This is a genomic window from Olsenella uli (assembly GCF_901212655.1).
In the GTDB taxonomy this organism is placed as follows: Bacteria; Actinomycetota; Coriobacteriia; order Coriobacteriales; family Atopobiaceae; genus Parolsenella; species Parolsenella uli_A.
This window is the reverse complement of record NZ_CAAKON010000005.1, coordinates 99,496-119,325: the sequence shown is the minus strand read 5'-3', so window position 1 is coordinate 119,325 and position 19,830 is coordinate 99,496. Positions and strand designations below refer to the sequence as shown.

Here is a 19,830-nt window from a genome sequence, read left to right as displayed (position 1 = left end):
AAAGGAGCTGGTAACTATGGCAAGCATGATTCCGTATGACCGTTACAATCGTCTCGCTCGCTCGTTCTTCCCGTTCGATGACGTGTTTGGCGATGTCCTCGCGCCGGTGACCAATCAGGCAGACTTTAAGATGGACGTTGAGGATGCCGGCGACAAGTACGTTGTCACCGCGCACGTCCCCGGCGTGAAGCGCGACCAGATTGACGTCGAGTTGAACGAAGGCCGTCTGTCCGTCAGCGTGGACAAGAAGGACTCTGACGAGGAGAAGGCCAAGAACTACCTGCAGCGTGAGACCGGCGAGTACAGCTGCACGCGTGGCGTCTTCCTGAAGGACGCTGCCACGACAGGCCTGAGCGCCAAGCTCGCCGATGGTATTCTGACCGTCAACGTGCCCAAGCAGGACGAGAAGGCCAACGTCACGAAGGTCTCCATCGACTAGCTGAGTTTGCTCGGCTGATGAGCTTGCGCGAGGCGGTTGCCTCGCAATTTCCTAGACGGTAGGACGGGTCGTCGCGAAAGCGGCGGCCCGCTTTTTTGTACCGCAAGATATTCGCGCGGTGCGATTACCTCGATGTTTTGAAGCGCAATACCAAACACAAGTTCGGTATAATGTCCGCAAGCCCAGGTATCCTCTTGGCAGAAGAAGGACGAGAGAGGGGAGAGGTCATGGAGCTTGTGGACGTACTGGGTAATGGAGGCGCTCTGCTGGTAAGGCGCGGGGACTCGCGCGAAGTACTCGAGATTGCCGCGGTTCATCGTGCCGGCGGGCTGCTCGTCTACGCCAAGACAGAGGGCGAGCTGACTTGCGAGGCCTTCGGCTCGCCATGGCATGTGGGATGTGCGGTGCTGAATGGCGAGGCGGCGGAGAGCCTGGCCTATGGACTCGGGGACCCTCTTGAGCAGGGCGTGGAATCTCCCATTGCCGCACTCGCGAGGTTCTTTTTGGACGAGGACCTGCAGCTGGCCGACCTGCTTGACTTCCTCGATGCTCAGGGGATTCCCTACGAGTACCGCTCGTTTGATACCTATGCCGAGCTTTTCAGGAGCGGGGAGCTGGCGGCGTAGCTTTTACCTATTGCCGGAGGTAAGCCTGCGCTGCCCGCCTTACGTTCCGGGGCGGGATTCGCGCACGAAGCGCGCGTGGTCGCGGCCACAGCTGCCCGCCTTGCGTTCCGGGGCGGGATGCTCCCGTCCGATCCACCCCTCAGGTGAGAGGCGGACTGCCGTCCGCTTGCGGAGAGGAGGGCTGCCGCCCGTTTGCCTCGCTCCTTAGGCAAGCGGTAGGCCGCCGAGCCAGCCCCAGCGCGGCTCGGCGGCAATGCCGTAGGTGCTAAGCCATAGGTCGAGGGGAGCGCGCCTAACGCTGCCTTGTGCGCAGTCGAGGACCTCGCCGTCTCCGATGTAGAGGCCAACGTGGCCATAGCCGGCTCCGCCGAGGCCATAAGGGTGCACCGAGGTTGCCACAATCATCCCAACCAGGAGCTGGGAGGTGTCAGTGAAGGGGCAGAACCGCTCGTAGAGCGTCGATGCCGAATCGCCCACGAGGTCGATGCCAAGGAAGGCGAACACGTTCTCGACCCAAAGTGCGCACTTGTCAGGCCCGGTTGCGGGTGTGGCGAAGGCGCAGGTCACCAGATGGTTTTGGGTGTTGTTGGCGTCTTGGAGTGCCTGTGGCTTGTGGCTGGGTGGCACCTCGCGCCATGCCGGGAGTCCGTAGATGGTCGTTTCGCCGTCTGGGAGGAGGAGCTTACGCCGCGCGAGCAATGACAGGAACCGGGCGTGCAGATCCTGGCGGTCATCGGGCTGCATGGGGCTCCAATCGATGCTGTCGGGAGCGGCAAAACAAAAAGGACCCCCGAGTTACTACTCAGAGGTCCCTGCGCGTTCTGGCGGAGAGCTGGGGATTCGAACCCCAGATACCCTTAGGGGGTATACTCGCTTAGCAGGCGAGCACCTTCGGCCTCTCGGTCAGCTCTCCGGAAAAGGTGCTGAAGTATCATACCGCACCTCTCGGCAAGTTCAAAGGGAAAACAAGAAAGATTGTGCAATGCGCTTGAGGGCTCTCGTGTACGCGTAAATCCTTCCCTAAAGAAGCCGTTTCAAAATTTCTCAAATTTCTTGTTGACAGCCCCTTGGGGCGATGGCATTATATTTCTTGCGCTGCGGCATTAGCTCAGCTGGATAGAGCGTTTGACTACGAATCAAAAGGTCATAGGTTCGAATCCTATATGCCGCACCACTGATAAGACGAGCCCGGGAGCTGAGAGGCCCCGGGCTCTTTTCTGTTTTGGCTCCGATGGCAGTCGGTTGCAATCAGGGCATGCCTGGGTACCAACGGGCGATGCATCGCAATTGGTGGGCGCCTTGGCTTGCGCCTCAACAATGGGGCATTCAACTGGGGCCTTTGACGTGGGTGGGTTTTTGGCTGTGCGCGCTTTAGCCGGCCACGCCCTCGAAAAGAGGTGGCTAAGGTGCCACCCGTGAAGCCTTAGGGAAGAAAGTCGTCATCCACGACGATGTTGTCACGGTGGGCGGCGACGACGCTCCATGAGAAGCGACCTACCAACGTTTCGGCAGATACCGGCTCGCCGGCCTCGCAGAGCCCCAACCGGTTTGCGATGGCGCCGAGGATGGGCTCTGGCCCCCTGTAGCGCTCGCGAAGCGCGCCCAGGTCAAGGTCGTGCTCTCGCTTGGAGAGCCTGCGGCCGTCGGGGGCAACCAGGAGGGGCACGTGTCCGTACTCCGGCTCCGCGCAGCCAAGTAGCCGCTGCAGGTACATCTGGCGAGGACAGGACCCCAAAAGGTCACAGCCCCGAACGACCTGGGTGACGCCCATCTCGCCGTCATCGACCACCACGGCAAGCTGATAGGCAACGACGCCGTCGCTGCGGCGCACGAGGAAGTCCCCACACTCCGTTGCGAGCGTCTCCCGGACATGTCCGTAGACAAGGTCATCGAATGCGACGGTACCCGCCGGGTCATCGACGTCTGGCACGCGGAGGCGCGTCGCCGGGGCCCGCGTCGCAGACCGCCGCGCCACCTCCTCCGTCGAGAGGTTGCGGCACGTGCCCGCATACACGTAGGTGCCGTCGCTCGCGTGTGGGGCGCTGGCGGCATGCAGCTCGCTGCGCGTGCAGAAGCAGGGGTAGGTGAGGCCCAGCTTGCCCAGTCGCGAGATGGCGTCAACGTAGAGCTCGGTGCGGTCGCTCTGGTAATAGGGGCCCTCGTCCCAGTCGAGCCCAAGCCAGTGGAGGTCACCCATGATGAGGCGGGCGTGCTCGCGGCTCTGCGCGCGAGGGTCAAGGTCCTCGATGCGCAGTACCATGCGGCCGCCGGCGGAACGCGCCCCCAGCCATGCCACGAGGCACGAGGCAACATTGCCCAGATGCATCCGCCCGCTCGGCGTAGGCGCAAACCGCCCCACCACAGGGCGGGGCTCGCGCTTCTCTTGTGCGGGGGCAAAGTCAGTAATCATGTCCGCCAGTATGGCACGAAAAAGCCCCCAGCCCAAAACGGGCCGGGGGCAGAACCGAGCTACGAAAGGTAGCGCCGGGAGCTGGTTACATCGGCAGCGTGGTCTGAGCGACATACGTACGCGTCCGATACTCGCGGTCGAGGTCGTACAGGCCCTTGGGGTCGGCGCCGAACAGCTTCATGTTCTGAATCATGTCGCGGGCGTTCGTCTCCTCCTCGCCCTGCTCGCCAACGAACCAGTCGAGCATCTTCTGGGCGCGGATGTCGTGAGCCTCCTGGGCAACCTCGTAGCAGCGGTGGATGGAAGCGGTGATGTACTCCTCGTGGGCGAGGCCGGCCTCAAGCGGCTCGAGGTCGTTGCTGAAGGTCTTGTCCGGCTTGGCGATGGCCTCCATCGTGGGCTTGTAGTCGTTGTCGAGCAGGTAGCGACGCAGCGCCTTGGCGTGGTCAACCTCCTCCTGGACCTGGATCTGGTACCAGTTGGCGAAGCCCTTCAGGCCGCGCTCCTCGTAATAGTCGGCAAACGTGAGGTAGAGATAGGCGGAGTAGAGCTCCTTGTTGATCTGCTCGTTGAGAACCTCGGCAACCTTCTGATTCATGGCCATGGTGGCAACTCCTTCCCTGGGGCGCTGACGCGCGTCCCGGTCTGAATGCGTCGAATGGGCGCGTCTCGTTCGACCGCCAACCAGCATACCCAGTTGAGTCGTCGGCAAGCACGAGACTTGCTAGCGGCGCACTTAGATTTTGTACGTGGAGCTCGACGGCTTGCGGGCTCGCGCTTGTGACGGTCGCCGATAAGAGGTCGGGGCGCGCCGAGGGCGTCCGGCATGTCGCGTACCATGTGGAGCAACTGAGAAGCTGCTCGAGGGGGTCCCATGAACGACCGTTTCTCGCCCTACCGCGCCACACGCCTGGCGCCGCACGTCCTGATGCTTCTGCTTGGCATGGTCATCTGCCTTGCGGCTATCCCGCGCCATGCGTTTGCGCGCGAGTATTCCGTCGACGGGGTCAACATTGGCCTCACGGTGAACGCCGACGCGTCGATCAGCGTGGTTGAGGAGCGCACCTTCGACTTCAGCGGCTCCTACAACGGCGTGTACTGGGATATCGCCTATGGCGCCCCGGATGCAACCACCAACACGGAAGGCCCGCAGCTCGCAGTTACGTCCGTCGAGGACCTTACGGCCGGCGGCGCCTTAAGCGAGTCTGGTGCGGAGCGTACGGGAACGTACCAGCTTAGCGACCTGGGCGGAGACGTCACGCGTCTTAAGATCTACGCGGCCCATGAGGACGAGAGCGCCACCATTCGAATCGCCTATACCGTCACGAATGTGGTAAACGCCTGGCGCGACGCGGGCGAGCTGTACTGGAAGTTTGTTTCGGACGGCTGGGACGTGCCCTCGGACAACGTGACCTGTCGCGTGCACCTGCCGGTGCCAGCAGGCCAGTCCGTGACGGCGGGCGATAACGTGAAGGCCTGGGGCCACGGACCGCTTGACGCGAGCCTTGCCTTTGATGGCAATGACGTTGTCTACACCGTGCCTGGCGTTGGCACGAGCGAGTTTGCAGAAGCCCGCATCGTGTTCCCGGTGGCGTGGCTTACGGGCGCAACCGTCTCTGGCACCGACCATCTCTCCACCATCGAGGGCGAGGAACAGGCGTGGGCAGACGCCGCAAATGCCGAGCGCGAGCAGGCGCGTGCGTGGATGGGCGCCGCGACGGGCGTGACCTTTGCGCTTCCGGTGGTGGCGGTGGTGTTCACGCTTCTGAGGTTTCGCCGTTACAGGGCGGCGCATGTCCCGCAGTTCCAGGACGAGTACTTCCGTGACGTTCCCTCGCCGGCTCACCCGGCCGTGCTCGGCTGCCTCTACAACGGCGGGTCGGTTTCCAACGAGCTGCTCACCGCAACGCTCATGCGCCTAACGGACGGCAAGGCCATCACGCTCGATGTGGTTAAGGATTCGAGCGGGCGCGAGAAGGACTATGTCATTCGTCGTGGAGGCGACAGGCCCACGCATGGCGTCGACCGTGCCGCGATGCGGCTGTTGTTTGACGTGGTTGCGCCAAACGCGCGCGGTGGCTTCGTGAAGCCTGGCTTTTCGGCGGGCGATGCGATTGCGTTTTCCGACATCAAGAGGGCCGCAAAGGAGGCGCCGCAGAAGTATGCCGACGGCATCGAGGCCTGGTCGAGTGAGGTCAAGGCGGCGTGCGAGGGCAAGGGCTACTTTGCGGACGCGACAAAGGTGGGGCGCGCCCTCAGCGCCGTGGTGTTCGTGCTGCTGAACCTGGTTGCCGCAGCTGCCGCCATTGTGCTGTTTGCCCTGGGCGGAATTGTCCTGGGCTGCCTTGGCCTTGTGCTGGTGGCTGCGTCTTGCGTGGTCTGCGGCGTCACCGTGGCCAAGATGAAACCCCTTTCGACCAAGGGCGTGGAGCTTACGGCCAAGCTCAGGGCGCTCAGGCGCTGGCTCACGGACTTCACCCTGCTCAAGGAGGCCGTGCCGCGTGACGTTATCCTGTGGAACAGGCTGCTGGTCATGGCGGTGGTCCTGGGTGTGGCCGAGCGCGTCATCGCGCAGCTGCGGGTGGTTGCGCCCGAGATTCTGGAGAGCCCGGGCTTCTATGACAGCTACTGGTGGTGTCATCGTCACGGGAATCTCGGCCGCCCCACGGATGCGTTTGGCCGCGCATGCGAGTCTGCTCATAGCGTGAGCGCCTCCGCGCTTGCGAGCTCCTCGAACAGCTCCGGCAGCGGCTTTGGCGGCGGCTTCTCCGGTGGTGGCGGAGGGGGCGGCGGTGGCGGAGGTGGCGGCGGAGCCTTCTAGTCAGGGCGGGCCACCTCGCGAATGGGGTGACCCGCCCTAGTCGTTTGGGGGCAATTGACGTGCGGCGAGTTATGGTTGGCGCCTGCTAGGCGCGGCCCGAGTAGACGTAGTGGCGCTCGGGCGCGCCTCTTCGCGGTACGGCGGCTGTATCCGCTGTGGTCACGCTCGCATGCGACATGCTGAGTCCGCCCCTTTGCGGCACAATAGGAGATTAGGAGTTCAAACCGGAATCTTGCCGCGCTGGTATCGTACGGCCCTGCGGCTTGCATTGCCTCACGGCCGGCGATATGGCGCAGTCTCGTGCCGATTCCGGAGGCTGCTCCCAAAGGTAGAGGCTTCAACGAGGAGGTTCCATGGCAGACTGTCCCATCAAGCGCGCGCTCGTTTCGGTCACGGACAAGACCGGCGTCGTCGAGTTCGTGAAGGCGCTGGAAGACGAGTTTGGCGTCGAGGTCATCTCGACCGGCGGCACGGCCCGCGTGCTGGCCGAGGCCGGCGTGAAGGTGGTGCCCATCGAGCAGTACACGGGCTTCCCCGAGATGATGGACGGCCGCGTCAAGACGCTGCACCCCAAGGTGCACGGCGGCCTGCTCGCCCGCCGTGACGACCCCAAGCATATGGCCGAGGCGGCCGAGCACGGCATCGGCATGATCGACCTCGTAGTCGTCAACCTCTATGAGTTCGAGAAGACCGTTGCCAAGCCCGACGTCACGTACGCGGACGCCATCGAGAACATCGACATCGGTGGCCCCTCCATGCTGCGCTCCGCCGCCAAGAACGCCGCGAGCGTGACCGTGGTGGTTGACCCGGAGGACTACGACGGCATCCTCGACGAGATGCGTTCCCACAATGGCGCCACCACGCTCGCCACCCGTCGTGAGCTGCAGCTCAAGGTCTACGAGACCACCGCGCTCTACGACACTGCCATCGCCACCTGGCTTGCGGACCAGCTCGATGCCGAGGAGGGCGACGCCGAGGCCGAGAGCGGCCTTCCCGACGAGCTTGGCGTGTGGCTCGAGAAGGCCGACGACCTGCGCTACGGCGAGAATCCGCAGCAGGCGGCCGCCGTCTACTGCTTCGCCGACGAGTTTGCCGAGCTTGGCAGCTCCGAGCATCCGCTCGTGGGCGCCGAGCAGATTCAGGGCAAGCCGCTTTCGTACAACAACTACCTGGACGCGGATGCCGCCTGGAACCTCGTGCGCGAGTTCGACGAGCCGGCGTGCGTGATTCTCAAGCACCAGAACCCCTGCGGCTCCGCCGTGGCCGAGGACATCACCTCCGCCTACGACCGCGCCTTCGCCTGCGATCCCAAGAGTGCCTTCGGCGGCATCATCGCCTGCAACCGCGAGGTGCCCTACGAGCTCGTCGAGCACTTTGCCGACGAGAACAAGCAGTTCGTGGAGGTCATCATCGCGCCGGGCTTCTCCGAGGACGCCAAGGCCCGCATGGCCAAGCGCCCCAACCTGCGCGTGCTTGCCACGGGTGGCGTGGGCAAGACACCCGAGCTTGAGATGCGCTCCATCGACGGCGGCGTGCTCGTGCAGCACGTGGACCGCGTCGAGGAGGATCCCGCAACCTTTGCTGTGCCCACCAAGCGCAAGCCCACGGACGACGAGATAGCCGAGCTGCTCTTTGCCTGGAAGGTCTGCAAGGGCGTGAAGTCCAACGCCATTCTGATCAGCCGCGGCAAGGCCGGCATTGGCATGGGTCCCGGTCAGCCCAACCGCGTGGACTCGGCACTCCTCGCCTGCGAGCGCGCCGAGGACTACTGCGAGCGCGAGGGCGTGGAGAGGGGCAACTTCGCCTGCGCGAGCGACGCCTTCTTCCCGTTCCGCGACAACGTGGACGTGCTGGCCGAGCACGGCGTGACCTGCATCATCCAGCCCGGCGGCTCCAAGCGCGACGACGAGTCCATCGAGGCCTGCGACGAGCACGGCATTGCGATGGTGTTCACGGGCGCGAGGCACTTCAGGCACTAAGTCTTGCTACTTCTGAGCGGCGGCCTTGCTAGGGATGGCAAGGCCGCCGCTTTTTGAGCACTGGAGTTTCGGGCTACTGGGCAGGCCGAGGGAGGACTGTTTCTTCGGCCCGGATTTGGCACGGCTAGGCGCCAAGGGCGGAGATGGGCGCGACGACGGTGCTGGTGCGCCCATCGCGCCAGGCCGTGCCTCCGGGCGTGACGACGAGGCGGAACACCGGATCTCCCATTCCCGATTCTCCGGATACGACCTTCCTTGTGAGACGTCCCAGTTGCTTGATTGCGGCTGGGACGTCTCCCTCTTTTGTGGCAATGACGATAGCCGCCCAGTCGTTCCCAAACGTCAACACGATATCGGCCGAGGTCCCGTCTGCGTCCGCGTAGTAGCTTGCACTCGCCCTAAGTCTCGCAGGCAAGGCCTCCGCATAAGCTAGGAGGTCGTGCAGGACCAACGCTTTGAATCCGGCCTCGAGCCATTTGGGGTTATCTCTGAGATCGGGCACGCCAAGACCCGTTGCCGTAATTCCGAGGGAGGGGTCTGCGAGAACGAGTCTTGGCTTGGTCTTTACGCGAGACGACGATCGAATGGGCGCCTTCCAGCCCGGCAGCTCCTCCACGAGGTAGAGCTGGTGGAAGGTGCGCGCGTATGCGGTGAGTGTGTTTCGCGAGGGAAAGGCGAGCCCAGCCGAGGCGGCATGGGCGGCGAGCGCTGCGTAGGAGGTATCGCCGCCGGTTGCGAGTTCGATGCTGCCAAGTATGGCTCGCGCTACGGACTCCTTACGTCCCTGCCTGCGAACGTCACCCGCGAGCAGCGAGCTCGCCTGATTTGCGGAGATAACAAGAGCGTCTGCATGCGAGCGGCTCGCTGCCGCGCTCCAGCCACCTTCGCATATGGGGAGGGCAAGCTCGTGGAGCTCTTGGCCATCATCATGCGCTCCTGTGACCCCGGACCCGTCCCGTTGGGGGAGCGCGGATTCGGTGCCATTGCTTGTGACGAGGTCTTCGAGCGACACGGTGGCCGTAGAGATACCGCGTTCTGCCAATGTGAGCGTCCTCATGTGTATCTGCGCCACCCTCGGGCGTGTCGAGCGCTGGTCTTCGCGGACACGAGGTGGCTCCGATGAGCTCAACAACATGAACGACCCGGGTTCATTGGAGGCACGGAGCGCCTGGTTTCGCAGCTCGGGGAATGAGCTCCACTCGTCCACGGCGTGCGGACGCGGCCCTGTGAGTGCGATGCGCGCATCCATTTGGATTAGTGGCATCGCGACGGTTTCGTCATCCGCACTTACGATGCTCTTGGCATGGGAAAGGCCGCACCACGTCTTCCCGCAGCCCCGTATGCCGTGGAGATCTATAACTGTGGAGATAGTGAGGAGCTTCTCAATCTTTTTGTCCAAGATGCGCGAGCGGTACGTATCTGGCCTGAGCGGGTGGTTTCGGTCTTTCATATAACCTCCTCGAATGCGCGCAAAACCAGTATATGTGCAATTTCGAGGGAAAGGAAGAGGCTTCGAAATTGCATAAAAAATAAAGCTATGCCATTTCGAAAAATAATCCTGAAACAAAGACGTTGTTATTCAGAAGCAAAAGCGCGAGTCCGAAACTCTTAATTCTATACCCAAGATTCTGCATTACAAGGAACTATTCGGATCAGCGGAGAAATGCGCCGTTCAGCCGGGAGCGTTGACGAATGGGTCAAGCCGGCTAACAATGCGCCCAATCCTGCAGTGCACGGCAGGTTTATCGGGCCACGCTCCTCCGGAATGTGGTTCCGGCACGTCTAATCACCAGAAACAAGATGCATGCGAAGGGTCGGGGTTCGGCCTGCGAGGAGCGTCCTTTTGGCGTCCCGGGACCAGCTTTGCCGCGCTACGGGATATCTGTTTGGGAAGGGGACCGCATGATTGGGATCATTGTCATGACGCACGGTTCGTTCAGCACCGGAGCCGTGGATGCATGCGAGCTCGTTACCGGACCTGTGACTCAGGCCGCGACGCTCTCGTTGCGCCGCGAGGACAATGTCGATGACTTCGGGGTGGAGTTTCAGCAGGCGCTTGACAAGGTCGACACGGGCGAGGGCGTTCTTGTGCTGTGCGACATCCTTGGCGGCAGCCCCTGCAATGTCGCTGCCATGGCCCTGCGGGAGCGTGAAGGCCTTCAGGTGCTTACCGGCCTCAATCTGCCGATGCTGCTCGAGGCATTGATGACTCGCGAGCAGGTTGCCTCAGTGGAGGAGCTCGCCAAGAACTGCCTCGCTGCCGCTAACGAGGGTGTCAAGCACGTCAACGAGCTGCTCGGCTAATAACGGTTTGTATCGCTGGGTGGGCACTGCGGGCGCGAGACGACCGCCCGGCTCAGTGAGAAAAGCGCAACGACAACAAAACGTGGAGTGTCGGGGAGGAGCTGCCTCCTGTCCTCCGGAAAGACAAGGAGAGAGTATGCCTAGCATCACATTCGCGCGCGTCGATCATCGCTTGATTCATGGTCAGGTCATCACCAAGTGGTCCAAGCTGGCCAACTGCCAGGAGATTCTCATCGTCGACGACATGCTTGGCCAGGACCCGTTCATGGTGAGCATCTATAAGATGGCCGCCCCCTCGGGTATCGAGGTCGACATCAGGTCCACGGCAGACGCCGGCGCTGCCTTCAAGGCGGATGAGCTTGGCTCCAAGAACATCTTTGCGCTGTTCAATAGCATCCAGATGGCGCGCAAGGCCTTCGATGCTGGCTTCGAGCTCAAGAAGCTCCAGCTTGGTGGCGTACCCGCGGAGAGCGGCCGCAAGATCGTGTTCCAGGCCGTAGCACTTGGGCCCGAGGACGTCGAGGACCTCAAGCATCTCCATGATGCCGGTGTCGAGATCGAGCTCCAGGTTGTGCCCGAGGAAGCGGGCATGAGCTACGAGGACGCCATGAGGAAGTACGAGGCGTAGACCCCGACGGTACGATCCGCGCGTTTTGCCATATGTGGCACCACGCCGGCCCATCGCTGGCTTTGCAGGAAAGGGAAGGAAGGTCGCCAAGCGCTCCATGAGCTGCGGCCTCACAACGTTTGACAGGTAAGGAGTGAATCCATGGGACTCAACCTCTTCTTCGCCATAGTCTGCGGACTGTGGTTCTGGTGGGCGGCGAGCCTCGCCGGCTACTCGTTCATCCAGACGATGAAGTCCCCGCTCGTCGTGGGTACGGTTCTCGGTGCTCTCACCGGGCACCTTGACACCGGCGTCATTACGGGCGGCTCCATCGAGATGGTGTATCTCGGCATGGTGGCCGCGGGCGGCAACATCCCGTCCGACCGCGTGTTCGCCGCTCTGATCGCCGTGCCCATCGCCATCCAGACGGGCGTGTCGCCCGAGACTGCCGTTTCCATTGCCGTGCCTCTGGGTGTCCTCGGCGTGCTTGTGAACAACGTGCGCCGCACGGTCAACGCCATCTTCGTGCACGAGGCCGACAAGCTCGCCGACAAGGGCGACGTCAAGGGCGTGTGGCGCAACGCCACCATCTATCCGCTGGCGCTCGGCTTCGTCCTGCGTTTCCCGCTGATGTTCGCCATCAACTACTTCGGCGCCGACTTCGTTACCGCCATGCTCGACCTCTGCCCGCAGTGGCTCCTCACGGGCTTCAATGTGATGGGCGGTCTGCTGCCGGCCCTCGGCTTCGCCACCGTCGTGTTCATGATCGGCAAGATGAAGTACCTCCCGCTGTTCATCATTGGCTTCTTTGCCGTGCAGTACCTTAAGATTCCCACGATGGCCGCCGCCATCTTCGGTATCTGCATCGCCCTGCTCGTGACCTTTATGAACGAGGACGACACCTTCGGCGCCATTCGCGAGCTCACCGACAAGGCTGCGGCTGCGGAGAACAAGCGTCTGCTCAGCGCCCATGACGTCAATGGCGTCTTCCTGCGCTGGGAGTTCACGGCCGAGCTGTCCAACTCCTTCGAGCGCATGCAGGCCCTTGCCGTGGGCGCCTCCTTTGGCCCCGCGCTTGCCAAGCTCTATCCCGAGCAGAAGGATCTCGAGGCCGCCCTCAAACGCCACCTCATGTTCTTCAACACCTCCGGTAACTGGGGCTGCCTCATCCACGGCACCGTGCTTGCCATGGAGGAGCAGAAGGCCATGGGCGCTGACATTCCCGAGGAGATCATCACCGGCGTCAAGAACGGCCTCATGGGCCCGATCGCCGGCGTGGGCGACACGGTTGACTTCGGCACCATTCAGGTGATTCTCTTCGCCCTCGGCGCGTCCTTCGCCACGCGGGGCAACGTGTTCGGCGTCGTGTTCCCGATCCTGTTCGGCATCATCACCGCCTGCGAGGCCCGCGCGCTCTTCGGTCTCGGCTATCGTCTGGGCCGCGAGTCCATCCAGAAGATCCTCTCTGGCGGCATCATCAACAAGCTCATCGACTGCGCTGCCATCGTGGGTATGTTCGTCATGGGTGCCCTCTCGGCCAATACGGTCAAGGTCTCCACGCCGCTCAGCTGGACCTTTGGTGAGAAGACCATCGTCCTTCAGGACACGCTGAACTCCATCGCGCCGGGCCTGCTTGCCCTTGCCGCCGTGTTCTTCGTGCTCTGGGGCATCAAGACGAAGAAGTGGACCATCACCAAGCTCCTCGTGATCCTCATCGTCGTCTCGCTCGTTGGTGCCTTCTTCGGAGTCCTCTCCGTCTAGCGCGTGTTATTGGGGTGGAGCCTGGCGGGGATCAGGCTCCACCCCCCCCTACCAGAACCCGGGAACGTCGTATTGCGCGCGCTCTCGGATGCCTTCCCAAGTTTGTTCTCGACTATCTAGGAGAGTCTATGTCCGATAAGCAGACCTTCACTCGCGAGGAGTTCCTCAACGACGTCCGCGGTGCCAACGGTACCCGTGCCCAGTGGTTCCACCTGATGCTGAACGAGGCCAAGAAGCACGGCATCGATCCGGACGAGTTCTGCGAGCGCACCATCTATGCCTTCGGTCTTGAGCGTGGGCGCAAGTACGGCGTGTGTAAGGGCAATCCGGGCAAGATGGCACGCATGCTCTACAGCAGCAACGGCCAGGACGTGTTTGAGATGGAGCTTGCGGAGGAGACGGACGAGCGCGGCGTGCTGAAGTTCCACTTCTGTCCGCTGGCCCACACGTGGAAGTCCATGGGGCTTCCTGCCGAGGAGGTTTCCGAGCTTTGCCGCCTCGCCTGCTATAGCGATCACGCGCGTGCCGACTGCGCTGGTGTTGACCTCGAGTTTCCGTATCAGATCGGCCAAGGCGACGATCACTGTGAGCTCGTGTTCACCCGCAAGGCAGAGAGTGAGAGCGAAACCTCTGGCATCGAGGCCGCCCGCGTCAACGCCGGCCGCTCCAAGCGTCTTGCCTCCGAGGGTGAGGCTGAGTAGTCATGGCAGAGACCCCTTGCCGGGACGCCCGGGCGCGCGAGGCGCGCGACCTTCGTGTGCTTGACCTGCTGTGTCGACTCGTTCGCATCAAGACCGAGCATGGAGAGCCTGCGCCCGGTACGCCCTACGGCGAGGGGTGTGCCCTCGCCCTCACCTTTGTGCTCGAGGAGTGTGCAGCGCGAGGCTTCAAGATCCGTCGCGTCGATGACAAGATCGCTTGGGCAGAGGTGGGCGACCACGGCCCGCTTGCGGCCTTCCCCGTGCATCTCGATGTGATCCCGGCAACTGGTGTGTGGACGCACGACCCCTACGCCGCAAAGATCGACGGCGGCGTGCTGTATGGCCGTGGCTGCATGGACGACAAGATCGGCGCCGCGACCATGGTCGAGCTTATAGGCGAGCTTGCGGCCGAATGGCGCGAGGCCGGACGAGAGCTGCCCTGCCGCCTGCGCATCATCTTCGGCACCGACGAGGAAACCGGTATGTCGGACATGCGCGGCTATGTCGACGCAGGAGAAGAGCAGCCCGCTCTGGGCTTTGTCCCCGACGCGATGTTTCCTGGCATCCGGGGCGAGAAGGCGCGCCTGCATCTTCGGTTGAGTCGCTCCTTGTCTGCGGAATGCGGTGTTGTCATTGATGCGGGCACCATGGTGAACGTGGTCCCTGATCGTGCGGAGGCTACCGTCGATGCCTCGCATGTGCGCCCCGAGGTGCTTGAGGCGCTGCTGGCTGATCTGCCCGAGGGCCTTGAGACAATGGTTCTTGATGAGGGCGTGAGGGTTGTGGCGAATGGCTGCGCGGCCCACGGTAGTACGCCCGATCGTGGCGTCAATGCTGCCTGTCGCCTCGTGGGACACCTTGTCGCCTCGGGTGTCGACGTGCTGTGCGAAGACGAGGGTGCAGCGTGCGTGCCGCTCAGCCTTGGGCGTCTGAACGACCTGCTGTGCGGCGATCTTGCGGGCGAGGCCCTCGGCATAGACGTGCCGGACGAGACGTTCGGACATACCTCCATGAACCTGGGGCGGCTCTCGCTAGGAGGGGGATTTGTTGTCGCCGAGCTTGACGTGCGGTTTGGTTCGGGCATCTCCGCCGACGAAGTCGTGACGCGCGTTGCGACTGCGCTCGGCGAGCCCTGGGAGGTCGAGGTGGTTCGCGCAAAGCCACTGCACCTCGTTCCCGAGGACGACCCGTGCCTGTGTGCGCTGCTTGCGGCGTATCGCAGGGTTACCGGGGATGACGCCGAGCCTGAGGTCATGGCTGGTGGCACCTATGCGAGCTACCTGGGCGCGCTTTGCGCCTTCGGCCCCAAACTGCCCGGAACCCACAGTGGTGCTCACGGCATCGATGAGCACGTCTCACTTGAGAACACTTCCATGGCAACCGAGGTCTATCGAGTTGCGCTTCGTAACCTCGTCGAACTTGCCGAGGGTATGCGATAGCGCCGTCCGGCCTTCGTCCCGACCCGCTCCTGAGCGTGCTCGTTTGCCCCGGCTCTCGCGCAGCGGGGGCTGGGGGCGCGTCACAGGCCCAAACCATCGCACTCGAAAGGAAAGAGGATGGTCGACTTCATCGCACTCCTGCGCAAGGAGGTCATGCCGGCCGAGGGCTGCACCGAGCCCGTCGCCGTCGCTTACGCCACGTCCATCGCATCCGAGCAGCTTGGTGGCGAGGCCACCGAGATCCGCCTCAAGCTGAGCGCCAACATTATCAAGAACGCGCTCGGAGTGGGCATTCCCGGCACAGGCATGGTCGGTATCGAGATTGCCGCGGCGCTTGGTGCGGTCGTCCGCCAGTCTGCAAAGAAGCTCGAGGTACTCCAGGGCTTTACGCCCTCGCAGCTCGACGATGCCAAGGACCTCGTGGCGGCCCATGCCGTGCACGTCGAACAGAAGACCACGCCCGAGGCGCTCTACATCGAGGCCATCCTTTCCGATGGCGCTGATACTGCGCGTGCCATCATCGTGCGCGATCATACCAACGTCGTGCGCGTTGAGAAGAACGGTGAGGTGCTGCTCGACGAGCCCCTCTCCGTGGAGGAGGGTTCCTCGGGTGAGGGCACTGGCCTGACGGTGGACAACATCTGGGAATTTGCGACCACGGCCAAGTTTGAAGACATCAAGTTCGTGCTTGGCAGCGCGCCGCTCAACACCAAAGTTTCCGAAGAGGGACTTCGTGGCGACTATGGCCTGGAGGTCGGCAAGCGAATCGGTGCCGGCGCTAGCGGGCGTGCGGCGCTGCTCAACCAGGCCGCCATTCGTCTCATGAGCGTTACCGCGGCGGCAAGCGATGCGCGCATGGGCGGCTGTCCGCTTTCGGTCATGACGTGCGCTGGCAGCGGAAACCAGGGCATTGCGAGCTCTATGCCTATTGTTGAATTGGCGCGTATGCTCGGCTCGTCCGACGAGGACCTGGCTCGTGCGCTTGTCATCTCCGATCTCATTGTCATTCACATGAAGGAGTACATGGGGCGTCTGTCACCGCTGTGCGGCTCGGGTATTGCTGGCGGCACGGGCTCGTGCTGCGGTATTACCTACCTGCAGGGTGGCGGCCTGCGCGAGCTCAAGTGTGCCATCAACAATATGGTGGCCATGCTGCAGGGCATGATCTGTGATGGAGCCAAGTCAACCTGCGCGCTCAAGATCGCTGCAGGCACGAATGCGGCGGTTACGTGCTCCACGCTCGCCTTGGCCGACATTGCGCCTACGAGCATGGACGGCATCATCTACGATGACGCCGAGGAGACCATCCGCAGCATGGGCGACCTTATGCGCGGTTTCACGCAGACCGACGAGGCCATCCTCTCCATCATGCTCGCCAAGCAGCTCGAGACGAGGTAGTGGCGTGGAGGTGACAGACGCCGAGAGGGTGGCTTCGGGTGGTGGTGGTGCGGACTCGGCTGAAGCCGTTGCAAGCGAGGGACGAGGCGCGGCGAAGACGCGCGCTCTACCCGAGGTGGTCCGGTGCGTCGTGTTCGACAAGGATGGCGTGCTTGTCAACACTGAGCCAGAGCACGAGCGTCGCCTGCGCGTCTACCTAGGTGAATGCGGGATCGATTGCTCGGAGATGCCGTGTCTTTACGGCTCGAACAACGAGGCGACGTGGAGTTGGGTCGAACCGTGTGACCCGGAGAGGCGGGAGCGTCTCTATCAAGGGTTCCGGAGGCGCTGGCATGACGAGCCGATCCCCTATGCCCAGCTGCTCGACTCTGAGGCTCTGGCCGTGCTGAGGACACTGCGTGCGGCGGGCTTGCGCGTGGGTCTTGCGAGTTCGTCGCCCGCTTGGGCGATCGAGGGCTTTCTGCGCGCGACTCGGCTTCTTGGTCAATTCGATGCGGTGCTGAGCGGGGAGCAGTGTCCCGCCACCAAGCCGGCGCCTGACGTATACCTTGAGGTAATGAGGGAGCTTGGTGTGAAGCCGGCTGAGGCTGTGGTGGTCGAGGACTCGCCTACGGGCATTCTCGCAGCCCACCGATCCGGTGCCTTTACGTGTGCCGTCCCCTTGCCTAAGGGCGTTGAGCTTGATCAGACACTTGCCGATGCCCGTCTTTCCTCCCTTGGCGCGCTCGCGAAGTTGCTTGGCCTTTAGGGTGGAGGTCGTGGCGTTTTGGATAGTGGCCAAAATGTTCGTCGTTTAGGACTCCCGATGTCGTTTTGAGGCCCGTGACGAGCCCGGGAGACCTCCCGAGATATCCCAGGCTGAGCCGTGCGGCGAAAAGTGGTGTGCGTCCCCCTTCGAGGCCGTCGATTCCGGTCCGATCAACGCGACCTTCCCGAGGTTGTCTAAGAACGCTCCCTCGACGACCGTGAGAAATTTAGGATGCGCCCTCCTCGCTGCCCATGCTGCTAAGGTGTGTTCATACCGCTGACGGTAGCCACGGCCGAAGGGGGGCTATGCCGCGCATCTATGTGATCGAGGACGACGAGGGCATCCGTCGCGAGCTGACGGCGCTGCTCTCGCGCAACGGCTACGAGGTGGCGGCGTGTGAGGACTTCCCGCGCGTGGCCGAGCTCGCCCTTGCGGCCGCTCCCGACCTTGTGCTTCTTGACCTCACGCTGCCCGGCACGGATGGCCAGCTCGTGTGTCGCGAGATCCGCGCGGTCTCGCAGGTGCCCATCATCGTCCTCACGAGCCGTACCACCGAGGCCGACGAGGTAGTGGCCATGACGCTGGGGGCGGATGACTTCGTGGCCAAGCCCTATAGCTCGCAGGTGCTGCTCGCGCACATGGCGGCGCTGCTCAGGCGTGCGGGTGCTGCTGCCGGCGACGGCGCCTCCATGCTCGCGCACAATGGCGTGACCGTGGATCTGGCGCGTTCCCTTGCCACGGCGGGTGAGCAGTCCGTCGAGCTCACCAAGAACGAGTTGCGCATCCTAGCGCTGCTTGTCAGGCGGGCCGGCACGATCGTGAGTCGCGAGGACCTCATGCGCGAGCTGTGGGCGTCCGACGCCTTCGTGGATGACAACACCCTGACCGTGAACGTCAACCGTCTGCGCGCCGCACTCGCAAAGATTGGCGTGCACGGCTACTTGACCACCCACCGTGGCCAGGGCTATTCGGTGTAGGCCATGCCGAGGTTTACCTTCTGGGCACACCTGCGCTCGCGGGCGGCGGCCCTGGGCGTGCTCGTCCCGCTTGAGCTGCTGCTGTACCTGGTGCTGAGCGTGACGGCAACGAGCGCGGACCTGACGATCCTCGTATGCGTGCTGGTGGCGGGGGCTGCGGTCCTTGCCCTCGTCCTCGACTTCCTGCGCGTCAGGCGCTTTTGGGAAGGCCTGTCAGACCTCGCGGAGTCGCTCGACAACCCGCGCCTTCTCCCAAGTCTCATCAAGGAGCCCGGCTTTTCGGAGGGAGACGTTGCCTACGCAGCGCTCGATTCCGTGGCGCGTTCGGCCAACGAGGAGGTGGCCGAGTACCGGCGGCACGTGGACGACTACCGCGCCTATGTGGAGACGTGGGTGCACGAGGCCAAGAGCCCACTTGCCGCTGCGCGCCTCACGCTCGAGAACCTCGAGGTGGAGGCCGCTGCCGACTCCACCCGCCTGCGCGCGCTTGGCGACGAGCTGTCCCGGGTGGAGGGGTATGTCGAGCAGGCGCTCTTCTACGCCAGGTCCGAAACCGTGGAGTGCGATTACCTTGTGCGCGGCCATGTGCTGCAAGATGTGGTGAACTCGGCGGTGCGGGCAAATGCGAGCCTGCTCATCGGGGCCCATGTGATGCCCCAGTTTGGCGAGGGGCTTGGCCTCGAGGTTTTCACCGATGACAAGTGGCTGGGGTTCATGCTCGGGCAGGTGCTCCAGAACAGCGCCCGCTATGCGCGCTTGGATGCCGAGGGAGGCTCCCGCGTGACATTCAGGGCCCGTCTGGTCGACGAGGGGTTGGCGGAGGAGCGTGTGGAGCTTACGGTGGCCGACAATGGTTGCGGCGTGAGCGCGGCCGATTTGCCGCGCGTCTTCGAGCGGGGTTTCACGGGCGAGAACGGTCGTAACCACAAGCGCTCGACGGGGCTGGGCCTGTGGCTGGTGGCGCGGCTTGCGGCTAAGATGGGCATTTCGGTCCGCGCCGATTCTCGCGAGGGCGAGGGCTTCTCCGTGGCCCTCAGCTTCCCCGCAAACAAGATGCACTACTTCGACTAGCCGCGTGGCAGGTGACTCGCGTGTCCGAGGTGCCGGCAGGACTCAATCGCTCGAGCTTCCGGGGAGAGCATCCCTACATAGGGCGGTCGCCGATTTCCGGGACGCTCGTTCGCTGTGGCGCGTGCGGGCATGGTGGGCGGGGTTCCCGGTGTGAAGCGCTGTCGCGGGTGTGGTCATGACGCTTGCGTGGATGGTTATGCATGTGGTGGTGACGGTGGGAAACCTCATCCCCAACGGGGACATCTCCGAGGTGAGTGTGGCATTCAACATGGTGCCGCTCTGTGCGCTGTTCGTACGCGTGCCGGGGCTACGGCGTGGAGCGAGCGCCAAGACGGGCGGGCCCGAGGCGTCGGTGGGGCCGGCCCAGGCCGGCAACAAACTTCGGTAAGAAAAGGGCCCCGTTCCAAGGCGGAACAGGGCCCACGTGTTAGCGATTCTGATGAGTCAACTTGCCATCTCGTTTGACTCATCGGGCCGGCGGCTTGTCAGGAAAATGAGTCAAAGGAGCCGGCAGCCGTGACTCACGGCGCGCCTGCCCGTCGCCAGGCT

18 protein-coding genes and 2 tRNA genes are annotated in these 19,830 nt (G+C 63.3%); 15 read left to right on the top strand and 5 right to left on the bottom strand.

Annotated elements, in window-relative coordinates:
* Positions 1-16: 16 nt before the first annotated feature.
* Together EFAMC2_RS01245 and EFAMC2_RS01240 are read left to right on the top strand one after the other, a co-directional pair.
* A complete protein-coding gene (locus tag EFAMC2_RS01245) occupies positions 17-439 on the top strand; it encodes an Hsp20/alpha crystallin family protein (protein WP_154026189.1) in 423 nt (140 codons plus the stop codon).
* A gap of 95 nt (positions 440-534) precedes the next feature.
* Entirely contained in the window at positions 535-1,065 is a 531-nt protein-coding gene (locus EFAMC2_RS01240; protein WP_187325071.1) for a hypothetical protein, read from the top strand.
* A 204-nt stretch (positions 1,066-1,269) separates the two neighbouring features.
* On the opposite strand, the gene EFAMC2_RS01235 is transcribed toward EFAMC2_RS01240, so the two are convergent.
* Together EFAMC2_RS01235 and EFAMC2_RS01230 are read right to left on the bottom strand one after the other, a co-directional pair.
* Complete coding sequence (locus EFAMC2_RS01235) at positions 1,270-1,809, bottom strand: hypothetical protein (protein ID WP_154026185.1); 540 nt, start codon at positions 1,807-1,809, stop codon at positions 1,270-1,272.
* Between the two features lie 78 nt (positions 1,810-1,887).
* A tRNA-Ser gene (locus EFAMC2_RS01230) sits at positions 1,888-1,978 on the bottom strand.
* Positions 1,979-2,162: 184 nt separating this feature from the next.
* Between EFAMC2_RS01230 and EFAMC2_RS01225 the strand changes: the two genes are divergently transcribed.
* Positions 2,163-2,239 (top strand) — tRNA-Arg (locus EFAMC2_RS01225).
* A 249-nt stretch (positions 2,240-2,488) separates the two neighbouring features.
* Here EFAMC2_RS01225 and gluQRS read toward each other — a convergent pair.
* Together gluQRS and EFAMC2_RS01215 are read right to left on the bottom strand one after the other, a co-directional pair.
* On the bottom strand, positions 2,489-3,475 hold the full coding sequence (gene gluQRS / locus EFAMC2_RS01220) for a tRNA glutamyl-Q(34) synthetase GluQRS (protein WP_154026183.1): 987 nt from the start codon (positions 3,473-3,475) through the stop codon (positions 2,489-2,491).
* Positions 3,476-3,560: 85 nt separating this feature from the next.
* Positions 3,561-4,079, bottom strand: coding sequence for a ferritin (locus EFAMC2_RS01215; RefSeq protein WP_154026181.1), 519 nt, complete (start codon positions 4,077-4,079; stop codon positions 3,561-3,563).
* A 270-nt stretch (positions 4,080-4,349) separates the two neighbouring features.
* Here EFAMC2_RS01215 and EFAMC2_RS01210 point away from each other — a divergent pair, with 270 nt between their 5' ends.
* Together EFAMC2_RS01210 and purH are read left to right on the top strand one after the other, a co-directional pair.
* Entirely contained in the window at positions 4,350-6,296 is a 1,947-nt protein-coding gene (locus tag EFAMC2_RS01210; protein ID WP_187325070.1) for a DUF2207 domain-containing protein, read from the top strand.
* A gap of 353 nt (positions 6,297-6,649) precedes the next feature.
* A complete protein-coding gene (gene purH, locus EFAMC2_RS01205) occupies positions 6,650-8,275 on the top strand; it encodes a bifunctional phosphoribosylaminoimidazolecarboxamide formyltransferase/IMP cyclohydrolase (protein ID WP_154026179.1) in 1,626 nt (541 codons plus the stop codon).
* A gap of 124 nt (positions 8,276-8,399) precedes the next feature.
* Here purH and EFAMC2_RS01200 read toward each other — a convergent pair whose 3' ends face one another.
* Entirely contained in the window at positions 8,400-9,725 is a 1,326-nt protein-coding gene (locus tag EFAMC2_RS01200; RefSeq protein WP_154026177.1) for a DUF4143 domain-containing protein, read from the bottom strand.
* A 452-nt stretch (positions 9,726-10,177) separates the two neighbouring features.
* Between EFAMC2_RS01200 and EFAMC2_RS01195 the strand changes: the two genes are divergently transcribed.
* The 10 genes from EFAMC2_RS01195 (at position 10,178) to EFAMC2_RS01150 (ending at position 19,669) form a co-directional block, all read left to right on the top strand.
* Entirely contained in the window at positions 10,178-10,579 is a 402-nt protein-coding gene (locus EFAMC2_RS01195; RefSeq protein WP_154026175.1) for a PTS sugar transporter subunit IIA, read from the top strand.
* Positions 10,580-10,715: 136 nt separating this feature from the next.
* Positions 10,716-11,207, top strand: a complete 492-nt coding sequence (locus EFAMC2_RS01190; RefSeq protein ID WP_154026173.1) for a PTS sugar transporter subunit IIB — start codon at positions 10,716-10,718, stop codon at positions 11,205-11,207.
* A gap of 141 nt (positions 11,208-11,348) precedes the next feature.
* Entirely contained in the window at positions 11,349-12,947 is a 1,599-nt protein-coding gene (locus tag EFAMC2_RS01185) for a PTS system mannose/fructose/sorbose family transporter subunit IID (RefSeq protein ID WP_222838493.1), read from the top strand.
* Between the two features lie 128 nt (positions 12,948-13,075).
* Complete coding sequence (locus EFAMC2_RS01180) at positions 13,076-13,648, top strand: L-2-amino-thiazoline-4-carboxylic acid hydrolase (protein ID WP_154026171.1); 573 nt, start codon at positions 13,076-13,078, stop codon at positions 13,646-13,648.
* Positions 13,649-13,650: 2 nt separating this feature from the next.
* A complete protein-coding gene (locus tag EFAMC2_RS01175; RefSeq protein WP_154026169.1) occupies positions 13,651-15,087 on the top strand; it encodes a Sapep family Mn(2+)-dependent dipeptidase in 1,437 nt (478 codons plus the stop codon).
* A gap of 117 nt (positions 15,088-15,204) precedes the next feature.
* Positions 15,205-16,485, top strand: coding sequence for a serine dehydratase subunit alpha family protein (locus EFAMC2_RS01170; RefSeq protein WP_154026167.1), 1,281 nt, complete (start codon positions 15,205-15,207; stop codon positions 16,483-16,485).
* 4 nt (positions 16,486-16,489) lie between these two features.
* A complete protein-coding gene (locus tag EFAMC2_RS01165) occupies positions 16,490-17,233 on the top strand; it encodes an HAD family hydrolase (RefSeq protein WP_187325069.1) in 744 nt (247 codons plus the stop codon).
* Positions 17,234-17,538: 305 nt separating this feature from the next.
* On the top strand, positions 17,539-18,210 hold the full coding sequence (locus EFAMC2_RS01160) for a response regulator transcription factor (protein WP_154026163.1): 672 nt from the start codon (positions 17,539-17,541) through the stop codon (positions 18,208-18,210).
* 3 nt (positions 18,211-18,213) lie between these two features.
* On the top strand, positions 18,214-19,281 hold the full coding sequence (locus EFAMC2_RS01155) for a sensor histidine kinase (RefSeq protein WP_154026161.1): 1,068 nt from the start codon (positions 18,214-18,216) through the stop codon (positions 19,279-19,281).
* 175 nt (positions 19,282-19,456) lie between these two features.
* A complete protein-coding gene (locus EFAMC2_RS01150; protein ID WP_154026159.1) occupies positions 19,457-19,669 on the top strand; it encodes a hypothetical protein in 213 nt (70 codons plus the stop codon).
* Positions 19,670-19,830 lie beyond the last annotated feature (161 nt).

Bases quoted from the DNA above. Each gene is read 5' to 3' on its own strand.
- EFAMC2_RS01200 (WP_154026177.1), bottom strand. From the start codon at position 9,725: ATGAAAGACCGAAACCACCCGCTCAGGCCAGATACGTACCGCTCGCGC.
- EFAMC2_RS01150 (WP_154026159.1), top strand. From the start codon at position 19,457: ATGACGCTTGCGTGGATGGTTATGCATGTGGTGGTGACGGTGGGAAAC.
- EFAMC2_RS01245 (WP_154026189.1), top strand. From the start codon at position 17: ATGGCAAGCATGATTCCGTATGACCGTTACAATCGTCTCGCTCGCTCG.
- EFAMC2_RS01175 (WP_154026169.1), top strand. From the start codon at position 13,651: ATGGCAGAGACCCCTTGCCGGGACGCCCGGGCGCGCGAGGCGCGCGAC.
- EFAMC2_RS01210 (WP_187325070.1), top strand. From the start codon at position 4,350: ATGAACGACCGTTTCTCGCCCTACCGCGCCACACGCCTGGCGCCGCAC.
- EFAMC2_RS01235 (WP_154026185.1), bottom strand. From the start codon at position 1,809: ATGCAGCCCGATGACCGCCAGGATCTGCACGCCCGGTTCCTGTCATTG.
- EFAMC2_RS01185 (WP_222838493.1), top strand. From the start codon at position 11,349: ATGGGACTCAACCTCTTCTTCGCCATAGTCTGCGGACTGTGGTTCTGG.
- purH (WP_154026179.1), top strand. From the start codon at position 6,650: ATGGCAGACTGTCCCATCAAGCGCGCGCTCGTTTCGGTCACGGACAAG.
- EFAMC2_RS01155 (WP_154026161.1), top strand. From the start codon at position 18,214: ATGCCGAGGTTTACCTTCTGGGCACACCTGCGCTCGCGGGCGGCGGCC.
- gluQRS (WP_154026183.1), bottom strand. From the start codon at position 3,475: ATGATTACTGACTTTGCCCCCGCACAAGAGAAGCGCGAGCCCCGCCCT.
- EFAMC2_RS01195 (WP_154026175.1), top strand. From the start codon at position 10,178: ATGATTGGGATCATTGTCATGACGCACGGTTCGTTCAGCACCGGAGCC.
- EFAMC2_RS01190 (WP_154026173.1), top strand. From the start codon at position 10,716: ATGCCTAGCATCACATTCGCGCGCGTCGATCATCGCTTGATTCATGGT.
- EFAMC2_RS01215 (WP_154026181.1), bottom strand. From the start codon at position 4,079: ATGGCCATGAATCAGAAGGTTGCCGAGGTTCTCAACGAGCAGATCAAC.
- EFAMC2_RS01160 (WP_154026163.1), top strand. From the start codon at position 17,539: ATGCCGCGCATCTATGTGATCGAGGACGACGAGGGCATCCGTCGCGAG.
- EFAMC2_RS01170 (WP_154026167.1), top strand. From the start codon at position 15,205: ATGGTCGACTTCATCGCACTCCTGCGCAAGGAGGTCATGCCGGCCGAG.
- EFAMC2_RS01180 (WP_154026171.1), top strand. From the start codon at position 13,076: ATGTCCGATAAGCAGACCTTCACTCGCGAGGAGTTCCTCAACGACGTC.